The following is a 15537-nucleotide window of genomic DNA, read 5'->3' on the forward strand; positions in this document are numbered from 1 at the left end:
ATGGACATTCTTTCTCATCTCGCGAGCGGTCTGGGCGTGGCCCTGATCCCCCTCAACATCGCGCTGCTGCTTCTCGGCTGTTTTGCCGGCACCCTCATCGGGGCGCTCCCGGGCCTCGGGCCAGTCAACGGCGTGGTCATTCTCATTCCCTTGACTTTTGCATTCGGGCTCGACGCGACGTCTTCGCTCATCCTCTTGTCGTCTGTTTATTACGGCTGCATGTATGGTGGCCGGATTTCGGCCATCCTGCTCAATATTCCGGGTGATGAACCCGCGATGATGACGACGCTGGACGGCTACCCGATGGCCCGGGCCGGCAAGGCATCCGAGGCGCTTGCAATCTCTGCTGTCGCCTCGTTCATCGGCGCAACCATCGCGACGACCGGGCTGACGCTCTTTGCGCCGCTTCTGGCGCAGGCCGCGATCTACTTTGGCCCCGCTGACTATTTCGCGCTCTACATCATGGCGTTCGCCACGATTGGTGGCCTGATGGGCGTGGACCTTCGCAAGGCACTCCTGAGCGCCGTCGTCGGATTGATGATCGCTACAATCGGCCTGGATCCGTCCACGGGCGTTGCCCGCTTCACCCTCGGTTCATATGAACTTTTCGACGGTTTCGACCTGATCGTCGCGATGGTCGGACTGTTCGCAATCTCCGAAGTTCTCGTTCTTCTCGAACATCAGCTGCCTGCAAACACTTCCGGTCTGCGCGTCACCAAGCTGTTGCCGGACTGGTCTGCGATGCGGGGAACATTCGCGGCGTCCCTGCGCGGATCCGGCATAGGGTTTGTCGCGGGTATTTTGCCCGGCGCCGGCGCGTCACTGGGCGCGGTGATGAGCTATTCGATGGAGAAGCAGTATTCTGACCGCACGGGCACCTTTGGCAAGGGTGATCCGCGGGGTGTCGCGGCGCCGGAGGCTGGAAACAACGCGGCATCGGGCGGCGCGCTGATCCCGATGCTGGCTCTTGGGGTGCCGGGATCGGGGACGACCGCGGTGATGCTGGCCATGCTTGTGTCGCTCAACGTGCAGCCGGGGCCGCTGCTGTTCGAAAGAAGCCCCGACCTGGTCTGGGGGTTGGTCGCGGCACTCTACCTTGCAAATGTCGCACTGTTGATCCTGAATGTGCCGATGATCGGGATATTCACGACCATTTTGCGCACCCCGGGCTGGGCGCTGATGCCCGTCGTCGTCGCGATCAGTATCGTCGGAATCTACTCGCTCAGCCGATCCGTTTTCGATCTCTACGCGCTGCTCGGTTTCGGCCTGCTCGGGTATCTGATGCGCAAGCTCGATATCTCGCTGGTTCCGCTGGTGCTGGGTTTGCTTCTTGGCACGGACATGGAAAACAACCTGCGCCGCGCATTGTCGATTTCGGCAGGTGACTGGAGCGTACTCTTGCACTCTCCCATTTCGATCGGGCTCTACTGTCTCACCGCGCTCTTCCTCGCCTTCTCGATCTGGATGAGCATCAGGAGGAACCGGCGCAGTTCGTATCAACCGGAAGGAATTGAACAATGAAATACGGGTTCGTGGGCCTGGGCCAAATGGGCAAGCCGATGGCCATCAATCTCGGCAAGTCGTTTGACGTGATCGCCTATGACCGGCGGCCCGGCGTGCTGCCGGACGACGCAAATCCAAGGCAAGTCGGCAGCCTGAGCGACTTGCCGGAATGCACCCATATCTTCCTCAGCCTGCCCTCAAGCAAGGTGCTGGAGAACGTCCTGTTCGGTGATGAGAACGGGTTGGCGAGCGTTCTCAAGCCAGGCACCGTCATCATCGACACCTCGACCGTCGAATACAATGCCACCGTCGATATCGGCAGCCGCCTGGATGACATGGGTCTTCGGTTTCTCGACGCGCCGGTTTCTGGCATGCAGAAGCGGGCAGAGGATGGTACCTTGACCATGATGGTTGGCGGAGACGCGGCGCTTGCCCGCACGCTTGAACCCGCCATGCGGACAATGGCGAACAAGATCCTCTACATGGGGCCGCGCGGCGCCGGGCAGTTGACCAAGCTCATCAATCAACTCCTGTTCGATATCAACATGGCTGCTTTGGCCGAAATCCTGCCAGTGTCTGTCAAGCTTGGCCTGAACCCAGAGCAGGTGACTGATGTCATCAATTCCGGAACCGGGCGCAGCTACGCGTCCGAGTTCTTCCTGCCCAACATACTCGAAGGCATCTTCGACCAGGGCTACCCGATGGGGCAGGCCTACAAGGACCTGATCTCGGGTGCAGAACTGGGCGCGCGGCATTCCATCCCGATGCCGGTCCTGGGGGCGGCAACCGCAACCTATCAGCGTGCGCTGCTCGAAGGCCTGGGCGATCAGGACAAGGGCGCCATGGTCAAGGTCTTCGAGACCCTGCTGAGCGTTACATTCCGGAAATCCGCCGAAGGAGAAAAGACATGAGCGATGGAACGGGACTGGGCAAGGGCCTGACCAACTACGGCGATAAGGATTTTGCCATCTATCTGCGCCGGTCGTTTGCGCGGTCCATGGGGTTGTCGCGCGAAATGCTGGAAAAGCCGATCGTCGGGATCGCCATGACGCCATCGGGATTCAACAATTGCCACCGGACCATGCCGGAACTGGTCGAAGCCGTCAGCCGCGGCGTTCTTGCCGCCGGTGCCCTCCCGAGGGCGTTCCCAACCATTTCAACGGGCGAGGTGTTCCTGAACCCGACGTCGATGGTCTATCGCAACCTGATGTCCATGGACACCGAGGAAATGGTGCGGGCACAGCCGATGGATGCGGTCGTCCTGATCGGGGGCTGTGACAAGACCGTGCCCGCCCAGCTTATGGGGGCGGCCTCCGCTGACGTTCCCGCGATCCAGCTTGTGACCGGGCCGATGTCGACCGGCCGTCACAAGGGTGAACGGCTTGGCGCGTGCACCGACTGCCGCCGCTTCTGGGGCAAGTTCCGCGCGGGCGAAGTGGAGTCGGAGGAGATCAACCAGATCGAAGGGCGACTTGCTGCAACCGCCGGAACATGCGCTGTGATGGGTACCGCGTCCACCATGGCCATCATAGCAGAGGTGCTGGGCATGTCCTTGCCGGGGTCCGCCGCCATCCCGGCGGTGAATGCCGACCGTCTTGTCGCCGCCGAAGCCACGGGCACGGCTGCCGTAGGTCTGATCGCGAAACCGATCCTGCCAAGCCAGGTCATTACCCGGAAATCCGTCGAAAACGCCCTGCGCGTTCTGATGGCCGTGTCGGGATCGACCAATGCCGTGGTCCATCTGGCAGCAATTGCGGGACGGCGTGGCATCCGTATCTCGGACGCGCTGCTGAACAGGATTTCGGACGAAACGCCGGTTCTGGTTGATCTCAAACCCGTCGGCCAGGGGTACATGGAAGATTTCCACGCCGCCGGCGGTGTCGGTGCGGTGCTTCGGGAAATCAAACCTCTTCTGCACCTCGACACGATCGACGTGTGTGGTGTCACGCTCGAAGAGCGTCTGGCAGAACCGCTCGACTGGGTGGATCGCCGCGTCATCCGCGACGCCGCCGACCCGGTTTCGCCCCAAGGTGGCCTCATTGCCCTAACCGGCAACATTGCGCCCGATGGTGCTATTTTCAAGCGGGCCGCGGCGACCCCGGAACTGTTCGAAATCGAAGGTCGCGCAGTGGTGTTCGAGGATCTCGAGGACCTCGCCAGCCGGGTCGATGACCCGGACCTCGACATCAGGGCCGATGACGTCATGGTTCTGCGAAAGGCCGGGCCGATCGCGGCCGGGATGCCGGAAGCAGGCTATCTGCCCATCCCCAAGAAACTGGCGCGGCAGGGTGTAAAGGATATCGTTCGCATTTCCGACGCGCGCATGTCCGGAACCGCGTTCGGCACCATCGTGCTGCATATCTCTCCCGAGGCGGCGGTTGGGGGGCCTCTGGCTGCAGTGCAAAACGGGGACCGTGTGCGGCTGTCGGTGAAGGAAAAGAGAATCGAACTGCTGGTCGACGACGCGGAAATCGCGCGCCGCATCAAAGATCACAAGCCGCCCGAGACGCCAAAGCGGGGGTACCGCGCGCTCTACGCGGAGCGGGTTCTTCAGGCTCCTGAAGGCTGTGACTTCGATTTCCTCCTTCACGAGGATCTGCAGGCTTCGAAACCCAAGTAAGTATCCAAAGGCTAAAAAATGAACCTCTTCAAAAAACTCCAGGCGGCGGAAGCGAGCGGCAAGCCGGTGCGCATCGGGATGATCGGGGCTGGCAAGTTCGGGACGATGTTCCTGGCGCAAGCCCTTCGTATTCCGGGCATCCATCTCGTGGGGGTCGTCGACTTGAGAGTCGATGCCGCCAAGTCGAACATGCAGCTTGCGGGATGGGACCGGTCCCGCTACGCGGCCTCGTCCCTGGACGACGCGGCGAAAACCGGGGCGACCTTTGTCGGGGATGACTGGCGGGCGCTTGTGACGCATCCCGCGGTCGATATCGTGATCGAATGCACCGGCAACCCGATGGCTGCGGTCGAACATATTCTCGCGTCATTCGAGGCCGGCAAGCACGTCATCAATGTCACCGTTGAGGCGGATGCGTTCGTCGGCCCCGCATTTGGCCGCCGCGCCGAGAAGGCCGGCGTGATCTACTCCATGGCTTACGGCGATCAACCGGCGCTCGCCTGTGATCTGGTAGACTGGGCCCGCACCTGCGGTTTCCCCGTGGTTGCAGCGGGCAGGGGCCACAAATGGTTGCCGCATTATCGCCAGTCGACACCGGAAACGGTATGGGATCACTGGGGGCTGACACGCGAACAGGCGGAACGTGGCCGGCTCAACCCGAAGATGTTCAACGCGTTCCTCGACGGTTCCAAGCCGGCAATCGAAAGCGCTGCAATCGCGAATTGCTGTGGGCTTGATGCGCCCGAGAACGGGCTGGTCTTCCCCCCGGGCGAAATCGATGACGTGCCGACACTCATGCGCCCGGTCTCTGAGGGCGGCGTTCTGGCGCGAAAGGGAATGGTCGACGTCGTGTCGTGCCTCACCGTTGACGGCCAGCAGATACCGCATGACATTCGCAAGGGCGTCTGGGTCTGTTTCGAGGGTGACACCGAGTACCTCAGGAATTGCTTCGAAGAATACAAGGTCGTGACCGACCCGTCGGGCCGCTACATGTGCAATTACAAGCGCTGGCATCTGATCGGGCTCGAACTTGGTGTTTCGGTTGCCTCCATCGGCCTTCGCGGGGAACCGACCGGCGTCGCCACGGATTTCCGGGCCGATGTTGCCGCCGTGGCAAAAAGAAACCTGGCCCAAGGCGAAATTCTTGATGGCGAGGGGGGGTTCACCGTGTCGGGCGGGCTGAGACCTGCGCGCCAGTCACTGGAGCGCGGATATGTGCCCCTGGGGCTGGCGCACGATGTCAAACTCGTGAAACCTGTGCGGGAAGGGCAGGCGGTTACCTGGAACGATGTGGAAATAGACAGGACGACCGCAGCCTACAAGCTCAGGCGCGAAGTTGAGGGCGTCGTGAAAGAGATGGCGTGATATGGGCAAGGTCAACACTCGCCTATTGGATCGCGTGACCACGGTCGGGCGCGGCCTTTCCCGCCCCGAATCCGTCCTGACAACCTCAAGCGGCGACATCTTCGTCTCGCACAAAGGCCACGGTGTCGCGCGTATTCTGCCGGATGGGCGGCAGTTTCTGCTGGCCGGGGCCCAACAGATCGGCGGCCTGCCTGTTGTGCCCAACGGCATCGCCCTGCGCCCCGATGGCAGTTTTCTGGTGGCCAACATTTCCGATGCCGGCGGGCTTCTCGAGGTCGACCCGGATGGCATGCGCCTGTTCCATCGCTGCGCGGCATCCGGAGCTGCGCCGCCCGTCAATTTCGTAACGTTGGATGAAGCCGGGCGCATCTGGTTCACGGTCAGCTCTACATGCAGCCCGCGCGACCGCGCCTATCGGCGCGATGTGACGAACGGCTATGTCGGAGTGATCGACAGCCACGGTATGCGAATAGTGGTCGAAGGGCTGCACTATACCAACGAAATCCGTCCGGACCTGGAAGGCGGGTGGCTCTATATCAGCGAGACATTCGGGCAGAAAGTCAGCCGCATCCGGCTTGACGAGGCGGGGGTGCATGGCGACACCGAAACCTTCGCAACGCTGCCGCGCGGTGCATTCGTGGACGGCATCGAGCTGGACAGCGACGGGGCGCTGCTATGCGCGTGCATCGTCTCGAACGAACTGATCAGGGTCACACCCGATGGTTCATGGTCGGTTGTTGCGCGCGAAAGGGACGAAGACTGGGTGAACGAGGTCGAAGCTGCCCTTGATCAGGGCGAGATGGGGCGCAAGCACTTTGACACGGCCCCGACTTCGGTGTTTCGCAACATCTCGAGCATTGCATTTGCCGGCGAGCTTTTCGACAAGATAGTGTGCGGAAACTTGCTTGGGGAATCCCTACCCGTCCTTTCGATCGGCCTGTCCGGCCGAAAGCCCCTGCATTGGACTGTCGAGGTTCCTTTGTGGGGCGACCCCTTCTGAGCTCAACCCGGAGGATCCATTGAACTACGACCTGCAGTCACTCCTGCTCTTCAAATCCGTGGTTTCAAGCGGGAGCATCGCTGGTGCGGCAGAGCTTCACAACATCGCCGCTTCGGCTGTAAGCCGTCGAATTTCCGACGTGGAAATCCAGATTGGCACCGCGTTGTTCTACCGCCAGCGGCGGGGGGTGGAACTTACCCCGGCAGGAGAGGAATTTCTGGTCCACGTGTCCGGGCTGCTCAACCGTGTTGCGCGGATGGACCAGGCCATGGAGGACTTCGCCGACGGTCTCAAGGGGGTTGTCAGAATCGCCGCAAACACATCGAGCATTACTCAGTTCCTGCCGGAAGACCTTGCGGAGTTCGTCAACGATTTCCCAGGTGTAAGGATCAAGCTCGTTGAAATGTTCAGCACCGATGTCATGGCCCAAGTCCGCATGGGGCACGCGGATCTGGGGATTTGTTCCGGTCTGACGAATCCGGGCGACCTGGACGCCACGCTGTATCGCCGCGACACGCTGGTGCTGGCCGTTCCGGAAGGCCACCCGCTGGCAAGCCGGTCATCCGTTTCGCTGGGCGATATTCTCGACCAGGATATCGTTTCTCTGCAGGATGGAAGCTCGATACAGGCCTACGTGGATGCAAAAGCCGAGATCGAGGGCCGCATGCCGAAAACCCGCGTGCAGGTGATGAGCTTTGACGGCGTTCGCCGGATGGTCGAAGCACATCTGGGCGTCGCGATCCTGCCGCATGGGGCGGTGCTGGATGCCTCCCGGGACAGCAAGCTGACCATGGTTCCAATCGCCGAGCCCTGGGCCGAACGCGAGCTGTTGCTCGTGCGTAAGCCTGGCGTTCAACTCGGGCGCGCCAGCCAGGTGATGTTCGAATATCTCACCGGGCACAGCCGCCCCCAAAAACCCTGAAGGACAGACCAGGAAATGATCACACTGAAAAGCCTCGACCATCTTGTATTGACCGTCGCCGATATTGATCGGACCTGCGCCTTTTACCACGAAGTCCTCGGGTGCGAGGTCGTGACCTTCGGCGCGGGCCGCAAGGCGCTCAGGTTCGGCGAGCAGAAATTCAACCTCCATCAAGCGGGACATGAGTTCGAGCCCAAGGCACAGACGCCCCGGCCGGGATCGGCCGACCTTTGCCTTATTACCGAAGATCCGATCGACCGCGTTGAGACCGAACTGCGCCGTGCCGGTATCGAGATCGAAGAAGGGCCCGTTGCACGCACCGGCGCGACCGGGGCGATAGAGTCCGTCTACATCCGGGATCCGGACGGGAACCTGCTGGAACTGTCGAACTACAGCAACGGATGAGGGCCAGCGCTCGCAAGTATCTGGCGTCCATCTGGCAAGGCGGAAACGGCCCCAGAACGTCCGGCCACCTGCGGGGGATGCGGACTTGGATCGGGGACGTCAACTCGACTTTCCTCAGCCTTGCGCGGGTCATCGTCCCGGTCTCTATCGCCGTCGAGTTGCTGTCGAGGTTAGGTGTGATCGAGCATGTTGCGCCGCTCTTGCGGCCGCTCATGGGCGTCTTCGGCTTGCCGCCCGAGATGGGGCTTGTCTGGCTCACGGGTCTTCTGACCTCGATATGGGGCGCAGCCGCGATCCTCTTTACCGTTGTCCCGGTGCAGATGCTGACTGTCGCTGACCTCACGGTGTTCTCGGGGCTGTTGCTGATTGCGCATGCTTTGCCGCTGGAACAATCCGTCATTCGCTCTGTCGGTGCCGGTTTCATCGTGACCGTGCTGATCCGCCTTGCGGGGGCCATGCTGTTTGCCGGGATTCTCAGGCTGGTCTTCGATGCGACCGGTTGGCTGGCAGAACCGATCCAGCCAACACTGAGTCAGAACGTTTTCTCAGCTGGAAAGGACGGCTTCTGGCTTGGCCTGGTCAAGATGCTCTTGAAAATCTACGTCATTCTCGCGCTGCTGATTGCGTGTTTGCATGTGATGGAAAAGACCGGAGCAGCGAGACTGTTCCAACATGTCGCTGCGCCGCTTCTTCGGTTGGCAGGGCTAAGGAACGAAGCCGTGGAAATGACATCGGTCGGGCTGATCGCCGGTATCGCCTTCGGAGGGGGATTGCTGAAGCGCAGTGCAGAGCGCGGCCAGATATCCCCTCGTCAACTATGGCTGTCCTGCATCTTTCTTGGCTTTGCCCATGCGCTGATCGAAGATACGTTGCTGTTGGTGGCGCTGGGTGCTGATTTCACCACGGTGCTTTTCGGGCGGCTGGGCTTCGCCATCCTGTGCACGGCTCTGATTGCCGGTGCCATGAACTTGGCACCCCGCAAGCCGCGGAATAAAGATGGAACCACACCCATCTAACAGGGGCTTGGCATCCACGGCACAGCAAGTGGCCAACGGGGTCACCGCGTGGTGCTACCGATCCTTAAATCTGATGACATGACACATACAGGCCGCCTTGCCCCACGTCTTGAACAGACCATTCGGTCGTTCAGGGGGAGCGACATTCGCCCGTTCCAGTATCGCCCGTTATGATGCAGCTCAGCTAAACAGCGGCTTCTGGTTTGCAAAACACTGGGCCAGGTAATCATAAACAGCGCGTATGCTCGGGTTTTCCTGTAGTTCTGGATGCGCCGTCAGCCAGACCTCCATTTCGATCATGGGTACATCTTCCAGGACGCGGACCAGGTCATTCTGCTGCTCAGCGTGGAAACAATAGACCGGGCCGATCCCAAGGCTGGCCTTGATCGCCCGCATCACTCCCAGAACATTGCGCAGACGCAGCGCCGTGTTTCCGTTTCTTGTGACGGCTTCCACCTCAGAGGCGAATCTGCGCGCGCCCTCGATTGCAATGGTGCGGTGCTCTGCGAGGTCCGCGATGGTCCGGGGGGCGCCGAACTGTTCCACATAGCTGACAGAGGCAAAATACCCCACCTTCATCATTCCCACCTTCTTGGCAATCAATTCCTTCTGTGTTGGGCGGATAAGGCGGATGGCGACATCCGAATTGCGATTGAGCAGGTCGGTCAGCCTGTTGTCGGTGACCATCTCGATGCAAATCTCCGGATAGGTCGCGGCGAATCCCGGCAATTGGTCAATGAGCCAGGCATTGGTGACGGCTTCCGTCGCCGAAATCCGCACGGTTCCACCGAGCAGGTTACCGCCATCCCACGCATCGCTCTCGATTTTCCTGGAGCTCAGTTGCATTTGCTGCGCGATCGCCTGAAGGCGTTTGCCGGCCTCTGTCACCTTGAAATGCCGCGGCCCACGCACCAGAAGCTGGGCGCCCAGCTGTTCTTCCAGTGCGGCGATGCGTCGGCTGAGCGTGGGTTGACTGATCCGCAGCCCCACAGCGGCCTGGGTCAGGCTGCCAACTTCGACAGCGGCAAGGAAATCCCGGACCCCGTTCCAGTCCAGCGGCTCATTCATTGATGTTCCAAACACCACAGCAAGTCGGAACCATGACGTTATTTCCCCCCGAATATTGCAGCAACTCGATCAAAACATAGTGGGCGAGATCATTCATATTTGAATGAATAATATACCAACTACAGAGTTCCCTGTCAAAAAAGAATGTGCATCATGCCGCCAAAGGCGCCAATCGAGCGTCAACGGGAGTCAGATGAATTGGGAGGCCATCTGTGAATGCGCAAAACGAAATCCACGCAGGCCTGGCAATCCAAAACCTTGTCGGACGCGGGTCCGGTCCGACATGTTGACGCAATTCCGTGCGGCGCTGGCCGATGGCAAGGCCAAGGCCATAGTCGTGATCTGCGCCGGCCGGAGATTTTCCGCCGGGGCCGACATCAAGGAATTCGAAGGACCAATGAAGGCGGCGCCGCTACTTGAAAACCTGGCCCAAGAGGGTCGGCCCTTCGCCAGCCGGAACACCTGAGGAGATCAACAGATGAAACAAGCTGTCATCGTATCGACGGCCCGCACGGGCCTGGCCAAATCCTACCGCGGCGCCTTCAACGAAACCCACGGGGCGACCATGGGCGGCCACGCCATTGAACATGCCGTCAAACGTGCGGGCATCGACGGGGACATGATCGAGGAGGTGTTCATGGGCTGCGGCTATCCCGAAGGCTGGACCGGCGCCAATATCGGCCGGCAATGCGTGTTGCGCGCGGGTTTGCCGGTGACGACATCGGCCAGCACCGTGAACCGGTTCTGTTCCTCAGGGCTGCAAACCGTGGCCATGGCCGCCCACGCCATCGTGATGGAAGGTGCCCCGGCGGCGATTGGTGCAGGTGTCGAAAGCATCAGCCAGATGCCGCCGACCCGTCCGCCGCAATCGCGCGAGACGTGGCTCGAACAGCATAAGCCCGAAATTTACATGGCGATGATCGAGACGGCGGACGTAGTCGCCAAACGGTATGGCATCAGCCGAGAGGCGCAGGACGAACTGGCACTGGAAAGCCAGCAACGCACCGCAGCCGCCCAAGCGGCGGGTAAACTGGATGACGAGATCGTCCCGATCACCGTGACCCAGGCATTCAAGGACAAGGAAACCGGCGAGGTGACACGCAAGGAAGTCACCTTTGCCATGGACGACTGTAACCGCCCCAACACGACACGGGAGGGTCTTGCAGGCCTGGCCCCGGTGCGTGGCGATGCGCATTTCGTGACCGCCGGCAACGCCTCGCAACTGTCCGACGGGGCGGCGGCCCTGGTGCTGATGGACAGCGACATTGCCGCACGCGAAGGCATCGAGCCGCTGGGAGCGTTCAAGGGTTTTGTGGTGGCGGGCTGTGAGCCGGACGAGATGGGCATCGGCCCGGTCTTTGCGGTGCCGCGCCTGCTGGAGCGTCATGGGCTCAAGGTCTCGGACATCGACCTGTGGGAACTGAACGAAGCCTTCGCCAGCCAGGCGCTCTATTGCCGCGACCGGCTGGAAATCGATCCCGCGATCTGCAACGTCAATGGCGGCTCGATCTCGATCGGCCATCCCTTTGGCATGACCGGTGCCCGGATGACCGGCCACCTGTTGATCGAGGGCAAGCGCCGGGGCGCCAAGCTGGGGGTTGTGACCATGTGTATCGGCGGCGGCATGGGGGCCGCAGGCCTGTTCGAAATTTTCTAGGTACGGCACCAGGATGGATCTGTCCTTCAGTCAGCACAACGATGCCATTCGCGCCGCGATCCGCGGCGGGCAGGCACCAACCTGGCCCCGCGAACATGGCGGCTGCAAATGCTGCGCCGTGCCATGCCCCAGGTTCTCGGCAGAAATGACGCCCAGACGGGCATGAGCGCCATCTTGAACAAAGAAACCCCCGTCTTCCGCAAAGGAGAGTGAGTGTGAACCAGACAGTAGCGCGGCCGCCAATATTCGACACCCCTGTCACCCGGACCTATGGCACCAGGCTGCCTGTGGTTGCCGGCGGCCTGCAGTGGTTGGCCAATGCCGGTTATGTCTCAGCCGCCGGGCGCGCGGGGATCATTTCCTTTATCACCGCCGCCAGCTTTCCCGAACTGGAGGGCTTGCGCGCCGAAATCCGGCGCTGCCGCGAGATGTGCGAAGGCGCGCCCTTCGGGGTCAATGTCTCGATGATCCCCAAGCTGGTGCCGGGCGAGAAGACCGAAGAGACATTTCGTCTCATTGCCGATGAGGGCGTGCGCTTTGTGGAAACTTCGGGCCGCAGCCCCGAAGCGTTCATGCCGATCCTCAAGGATGCCGGCATTATCACACTGCACAAGGTGCCTTCGCTGCGCTATGCGGTGAAGGCCGAGCAGGTGGGCGTCGACATGGTGTCAATCGTGGGTGCGGAATGCGGCGGACATCCGGGCATGGACATGGTCGGCAGCATGGTCAATGCCGGTCTTGCCGGTGAACGGCTGACCATTCCCTGGCTTGTCGGCGGTGGTTTTGGCCATGGCAAACAGGTGATCGCCGCGCTGGCCATGGGCGCCTCGGGCGTGGTGATGGGCACGCGTTTCCTGGTGTCCGAGGAGCTGCAGGCACATCCCGGCTACAAACAGGCGCTGATCAATGCCTCCGAACTGGATACCGAACTGACGATGCAATCGGTGCGTAACACGGTGCGCAGTCTCAGGAACGAAACCACGATGATCGTGTCCCGGCTAGAGCGGGAAAATCCGGCGATCGGCATTGGCGGATTGATGGAACATGTCTCGGGCAAGATCGGGCGCAAGGCCTACGAGACGGGCGACGTGTCGCGCGGGATCCTGTCTGCGGGCCATGCGCTTGGCTTCGTTGACAAGGTCGAGCCCTTCGCGACGATCGTGAAGCGGTTGGAAGCAGAAGCCTTGGGTGCATTTTCTCGGCTGGGCGCGGTTGCCTGACCATCCACCTCAAGCCTTCACATGTGAATATTAAAAATCGGAAATTGGGCGTAACAATGCGAATTTGCATTTATGTATAGTTTGTTTGAGAGACGGGAATGACGAGGGGAGGACGGTGATGGCTTCTGCGAATGGGCGGGCACAGGTGGCTGTTGCGATTGGTGCGGGCGATGGGATCGGGGCGGCATTTGCGCGGTGTTTTGCGCGGGCCGGGTACCGGGTGGTGATCGCGCGGCGCGATGCGGAGAAGTCTTCGGCGCTGGTCGCGGAGCTGGCGGCCGAGGGGCACGAGATGCACGCGGTTTCGCTGGATGCGCGCGACGAGGCGCAGGTGGTTGGCTTTTTCGACCGGATCGAGGCGGAGATGGGCGAGATCGAGGTGGCGCTTTACAATGCCGGATCGAATTCTCCGTTTCCGTTCCTGGAAACGAAGGCGACGATGTTCCGCAAGATCTGGGAACTGGCCTGTTTCGGCGGTTTCCTGGCGATGCGCGAGGCGGCGGCCCGCATGGTGCCGCGCGGCCGGGGCACGATTCTGGTCACCGGGGCGTCGGCCAGCATGCGCGGCAAGGCGGGCTTTGGTGCCTTTGCCAGCGCCAAGCACGGGCTGCGTGCCCTGGCGCAGAGCCTGGCGCGCGAGGTCGGCCCCCGGGGTGTGCATGTGGCCCATGTCGTCATCGATGCCGGCGTCGACATGCCCGCCATTCACGAGCGCCGCCGCAAGAAGTTCGGCGACGACCACGTGGATGAGGAGAATATCTTGGTCAAGCCCGACAGCATTGCCGCGACATTCCTTGCGGTGCACGGTCAGAGCCCTGATGCCTGGACCCACGAGCTGGATCTGCGGCCCTATGGCGAGAACTGGTAGGGGCGGGCATGTCGGGGCAGAGCGTGACACCGATCCTGTGGGGCGTGGGGACTGTCCGCACGCTGCGGGCCCATTGGGTGATGCACGAGCTCGGGATCGACTACGAGTGCCGGCCGATCAGGCCGCGCACCCCGGCCATGGACCGGGCGGATTTCCGGGCGATCAACCCCGATTGCAAGGTGCCGGCGCTTCAGTATGGCGACCTTACGCTGGTGGAGAGTACGGCGATCATGCTGTTTCTGGGCGAGACCTACGCCGCCCGCGCCCCCGGGCTGATCCCGCAGGGCGCCGCTGATCGGGCGCGGTTCTTTGAGTGGATGTCCTTCATCTCGACCGAGCTTGACGCGGCCTCGCTCTACACGATCCGGCGGCACCACGACCTGCACGAGATCTACGGCCTGGCGCCGGTCGCGGTCAAGGTGGCGCGCGAGTACTTCCTGCGTATGCTCTGCAAGCCCGCGCGCCAGATCCAGAGCGGGGCGCCCTACCTGCTGGGCGAAACCTTCACCCTTGCCGACATCCTGCTTGTGACCTGCCTGCGGTTCGCCGACCGCATGGGGGTCGAGCGTCCGGCGGGGTTTGACGACTATTTCCAAAGACTGACGGGCAGACCCGCCTTTCAGGCAGCCATGAAAGCGAACCACACATGACAAATGACATGCAGCAGAACGGACCGTTTGGCGGGATCAGGATCGTTGATGTGACATCGGTGATCTCGGGGCCTTGCTCTACCGGCATTCTGGGGGACCAGGGGGCGGATGTCATCAAGGTCGAGCCGCCCACCGGCGACATCATGCGCGCGCGCGGCAAGGTGGCGGGCTTCACCCCGGCATTCGTGTCCTGCAACCGGGGCAAGCGGTCCGTCGCGCTGGACCTCAAGGACGGCAGCGCGCGCGAAATCCTGTGGCGGCTGATCGAAGAGGCGGATGTCTTTGCGCAGAATTTCCGCCCCGGCGTGGCCGAGCGGCTGGGGTTCAGCGCCGAGGAGGCGCTGCGCCGCAATCCCGGGCTGATCTACCTGTCGATCAGCGGCGTGGGGCCCAGCGGCCCCTATGCGAAGAAGCGGGTCTACGACCCCGTGGTCCAGGCGCTGTCGGGGCTGGCCGACATGCAGTCCGACCCGCTGACGGGACGCCCCAAGATGATCCGCTCGGTGGTCGTGGACAAGATCACCGCCGTCTACGCTGCCCAGGCGGTCTCGGCCGCGCTCTACAACCGGTCGGTGACGGGCAAGGGCCAGCATGTGGAAATCTCGATGCTGGATGCGATGCTGAACTTCAACTGGGTCGACGGCATGGCGCCGGTGGCGGTCGTGGGGCAGGAAGAGGACGCCTCGAACACGCCCCATGACATGATCTTCCCCACCGCGGACGGCTTCGTGACCGTGGGCGCGATCTCCGACAAGGAATGGGTCGGCCTGTGCCGGGCGATGGGCCGGGCCGACCTGATAGACGACCCGCGTTTTGCAACCCCCAGCCAGCGCGAGATCAACCGCCAGGAGCGGCTCGAACTGATCGAAGAGGTCGTCTCGACCCAGCAGACCGCGCCGCTTCTGGCCTCGCTCGAAGCCCATGACGTGCCCTGCGCACCCGTCCTGCGCCGGCGCCAGCTCTTCGACGACCCGCAGGTGCTGCATAACGACGTGGTCCAGGTCATCAACCAGCAAGGCCTCGGCCCCGTACGCCAGGCCCGCAGCGCCGCAAGGTTCAGCAACCACAAACCAAAACCCATAACACAAGCTCCCGCTCTCGGAGAACACACCAAAAACATCCTGAACGAACTTGGAGTGAACCCAGACACGATCGCCAATCCGAGCGGGAAGAAATCCATCGCCTGACCCGGAAAGTCGACCGGGGCACGGGCAAACAAGCACATTCACTATGTTCAAGGAGG

Annotated in this window: 15 protein-coding genes; 14 read left to right on the top strand and 1 reads right to left on the bottom strand. The window is 61.9% G+C overall.

All coding sequences use genetic code 11. The annotated features are described in order from the left end of the window. The 8 genes from AAFO92_RS00685 (at position 1) to AAFO92_RS00720 (ending at position 8831) form a co-directional block, all read left to right on the top strand. Entirely contained in the window at positions 1–1521 is a 1521-nt protein-coding gene (locus AAFO92_RS00685; protein ID WP_347532507.1) for a tripartite tricarboxylate transporter permease, read from the top strand. Next, the gene (locus AAFO92_RS00690; protein ID WP_347532508.1) at positions 1518–2414 is read left to right on the top strand and encodes an NAD(P)-dependent oxidoreductase; all 897 of its coding nucleotides are present in this window, start codon (positions 1518–1520) and stop codon (positions 2412–2414) included. The genes AAFO92_RS00685 and AAFO92_RS00690 overlap by 4 nt, the downstream gene beginning before the upstream one ends. Continuing rightward, positions 2411–4123, top strand: coding sequence for a dihydroxy-acid dehydratase (locus AAFO92_RS00695; protein ID WP_347532509.1), 1713 nt, complete (start codon positions 2411–2413; stop codon positions 4121–4123). The genes AAFO92_RS00690 and AAFO92_RS00695 overlap by 4 nt, the downstream gene beginning before the upstream one ends. Positions 4124–4141: 18 nt before the next feature. Continuing rightward, positions 4142–5488, top strand: a complete 1347-nt coding sequence (locus AAFO92_RS00700) for a Gfo/Idh/MocA family oxidoreductase (RefSeq protein ID WP_347532510.1) — start codon at positions 4142–4144, stop codon at positions 5486–5488. Position 5489: 1 nt separating this feature from the next. Continuing rightward, a complete protein-coding gene (locus tag AAFO92_RS00705) occupies positions 5490–6488 on the top strand; it encodes an SMP-30/gluconolactonase/LRE family protein (RefSeq protein WP_347532511.1) in 999 nt (332 codons plus the stop codon). A gap of 19 nt (positions 6489–6507) precedes the next feature. Next, positions 6508–7410: a LysR family transcriptional regulator gene (locus AAFO92_RS00710; protein ID WP_347532512.1), complete on the top strand. Its 903-nt coding sequence runs from the start codon at positions 6508–6510 to the stop codon at positions 7408–7410. Between the two features lie 15 nt (positions 7411–7425). Further along, entirely contained in the window at positions 7426–7815 is a 390-nt protein-coding gene (locus AAFO92_RS00715; RefSeq protein WP_347532513.1) for a VOC family protein, read from the top strand. Positions 7816–8027: 212 nt separating this feature from the next. Beyond that, on the top strand, positions 8028–8831 hold the full coding sequence (locus tag AAFO92_RS00720; protein WP_347532514.1) for a hypothetical protein: 804 nt from the start codon (positions 8028–8030) through the stop codon (positions 8829–8831). A 180-nt stretch (positions 8832–9011) separates the two neighbouring features. Here AAFO92_RS00720 and AAFO92_RS00725 read toward each other — a convergent pair whose 3' ends face one another. Then, the gene (locus AAFO92_RS00725) at positions 9012–9899 is read right to left on the bottom strand and encodes a LysR family transcriptional regulator (RefSeq protein WP_347532515.1); all 888 of its coding nucleotides are present in this window, start codon (positions 9897–9899) and stop codon (positions 9012–9014) included. A gap of 283 nt (positions 9900–10182) precedes the next feature. Here AAFO92_RS00725 and AAFO92_RS00730 point away from each other — a divergent pair, with 283 nt between their 5' ends. From AAFO92_RS00730 to AAFO92_RS00755, 6 genes are all read left to right on the top strand, one after another. Then, a complete protein-coding gene (locus AAFO92_RS00730; protein ID WP_347532516.1) occupies positions 10183–10365 on the top strand; it encodes a hypothetical protein in 183 nt (60 codons plus the stop codon). A gap of 12 nt (positions 10366–10377) precedes the next feature. Further along, positions 10378–11556: an acetyl-CoA C-acyltransferase gene (locus tag AAFO92_RS00735; RefSeq protein ID WP_347532517.1), complete on the top strand. Its 1179-nt coding sequence runs from the start codon at positions 10378–10380 to the stop codon at positions 11554–11556. A gap of 215 nt (positions 11557–11771) precedes the next feature. Then, positions 11772–12776 (top strand): nitronate monooxygenase, encoded by a 1005-nt coding sequence (locus tag AAFO92_RS00740; RefSeq protein ID WP_347532518.1) that lies wholly within the window; start codon positions 11772–11774, stop codon positions 12774–12776. Positions 12777–12894: 118 nt separating this feature from the next. Further along, positions 12895–13644 (top strand): SDR family NAD(P)-dependent oxidoreductase, encoded by a 750-nt coding sequence (locus AAFO92_RS00745; protein WP_347532519.1) that lies wholly within the window; start codon positions 12895–12897, stop codon positions 13642–13644. 8 nt (positions 13645–13652) lie between these two features. Further along, a complete protein-coding gene (locus AAFO92_RS00750; protein WP_347532520.1) occupies positions 13653–14294 on the top strand; it encodes a glutathione S-transferase family protein in 642 nt (213 codons plus the stop codon). Further along, a complete protein-coding gene (locus AAFO92_RS00755) occupies positions 14291–15481 on the top strand; it encodes a CoA transferase (protein ID WP_347532521.1) in 1191 nt (396 codons plus the stop codon). The genes AAFO92_RS00750 and AAFO92_RS00755 overlap by 4 nt, the downstream gene beginning before the upstream one ends. Positions 15482–15537: the final 56 nt, after the last annotated feature.

It is taken from the genome of Roseovarius sp. CAU 1744 (assembly GCF_039839345.1).
GTDB lineage: Bacteria > Pseudomonadota > Alphaproteobacteria > Rhodobacterales > Rhodobacteraceae > Roseovarius.

Coding starts and splice junctions, on each gene's coding strand:
- AAFO92_RS00690 (WP_347532508.1), top strand. CDS start 1,518: ATGAAATACGGGTTCGTGGGCCTGGGCCAAATGGGCAAGCCGATGGCC.
- AAFO92_RS00715 (WP_347532513.1), top strand. CDS start 7,426: ATGATCACACTGAAAAGCCTCGACCATCTTGTATTGACCGTCGCCGAT.
- AAFO92_RS00695 (WP_347532509.1), top strand. CDS start 2,411: ATGAGCGATGGAACGGGACTGGGCAAGGGCCTGACCAACTACGGCGAT.
- AAFO92_RS00705 (WP_347532511.1), top strand. CDS start 5,490: ATGGGCAAGGTCAACACTCGCCTATTGGATCGCGTGACCACGGTCGGG.
- AAFO92_RS00755 (WP_347532521.1), top strand. CDS start 14,291: ATGACAAATGACATGCAGCAGAACGGACCGTTTGGCGGGATCAGGATC.
- AAFO92_RS00735 (WP_347532517.1), top strand. CDS start 10,378: ATGAAACAAGCTGTCATCGTATCGACGGCCCGCACGGGCCTGGCCAAA.
- AAFO92_RS00720 (WP_347532514.1), top strand. CDS start 8,028: ATGGGCGTCTTCGGCTTGCCGCCCGAGATGGGGCTTGTCTGGCTCACG.
- AAFO92_RS00725 (WP_347532515.1), bottom strand. CDS start 9,899: ATGAATGAGCCGCTGGACTGGAACGGGGTCCGGGATTTCCTTGCCGCT.
- AAFO92_RS00700 (WP_347532510.1), top strand. CDS start 4,142: ATGAACCTCTTCAAAAAACTCCAGGCGGCGGAAGCGAGCGGCAAGCCG.
- AAFO92_RS00685 (WP_347532507.1), top strand. CDS start 1: ATGGACATTCTTTCTCATCTCGCGAGCGGTCTGGGCGTGGCCCTGATC.
- AAFO92_RS00750 (WP_347532520.1), top strand. CDS start 13,653: ATGTCGGGGCAGAGCGTGACACCGATCCTGTGGGGCGTGGGGACTGTC.
- AAFO92_RS00745 (WP_347532519.1), top strand. CDS start 12,895: ATGGCTTCTGCGAATGGGCGGGCACAGGTGGCTGTTGCGATTGGTGCG.
- AAFO92_RS00730 (WP_347532516.1), top strand. CDS start 10,183: ATGTTGACGCAATTCCGTGCGGCGCTGGCCGATGGCAAGGCCAAGGCC.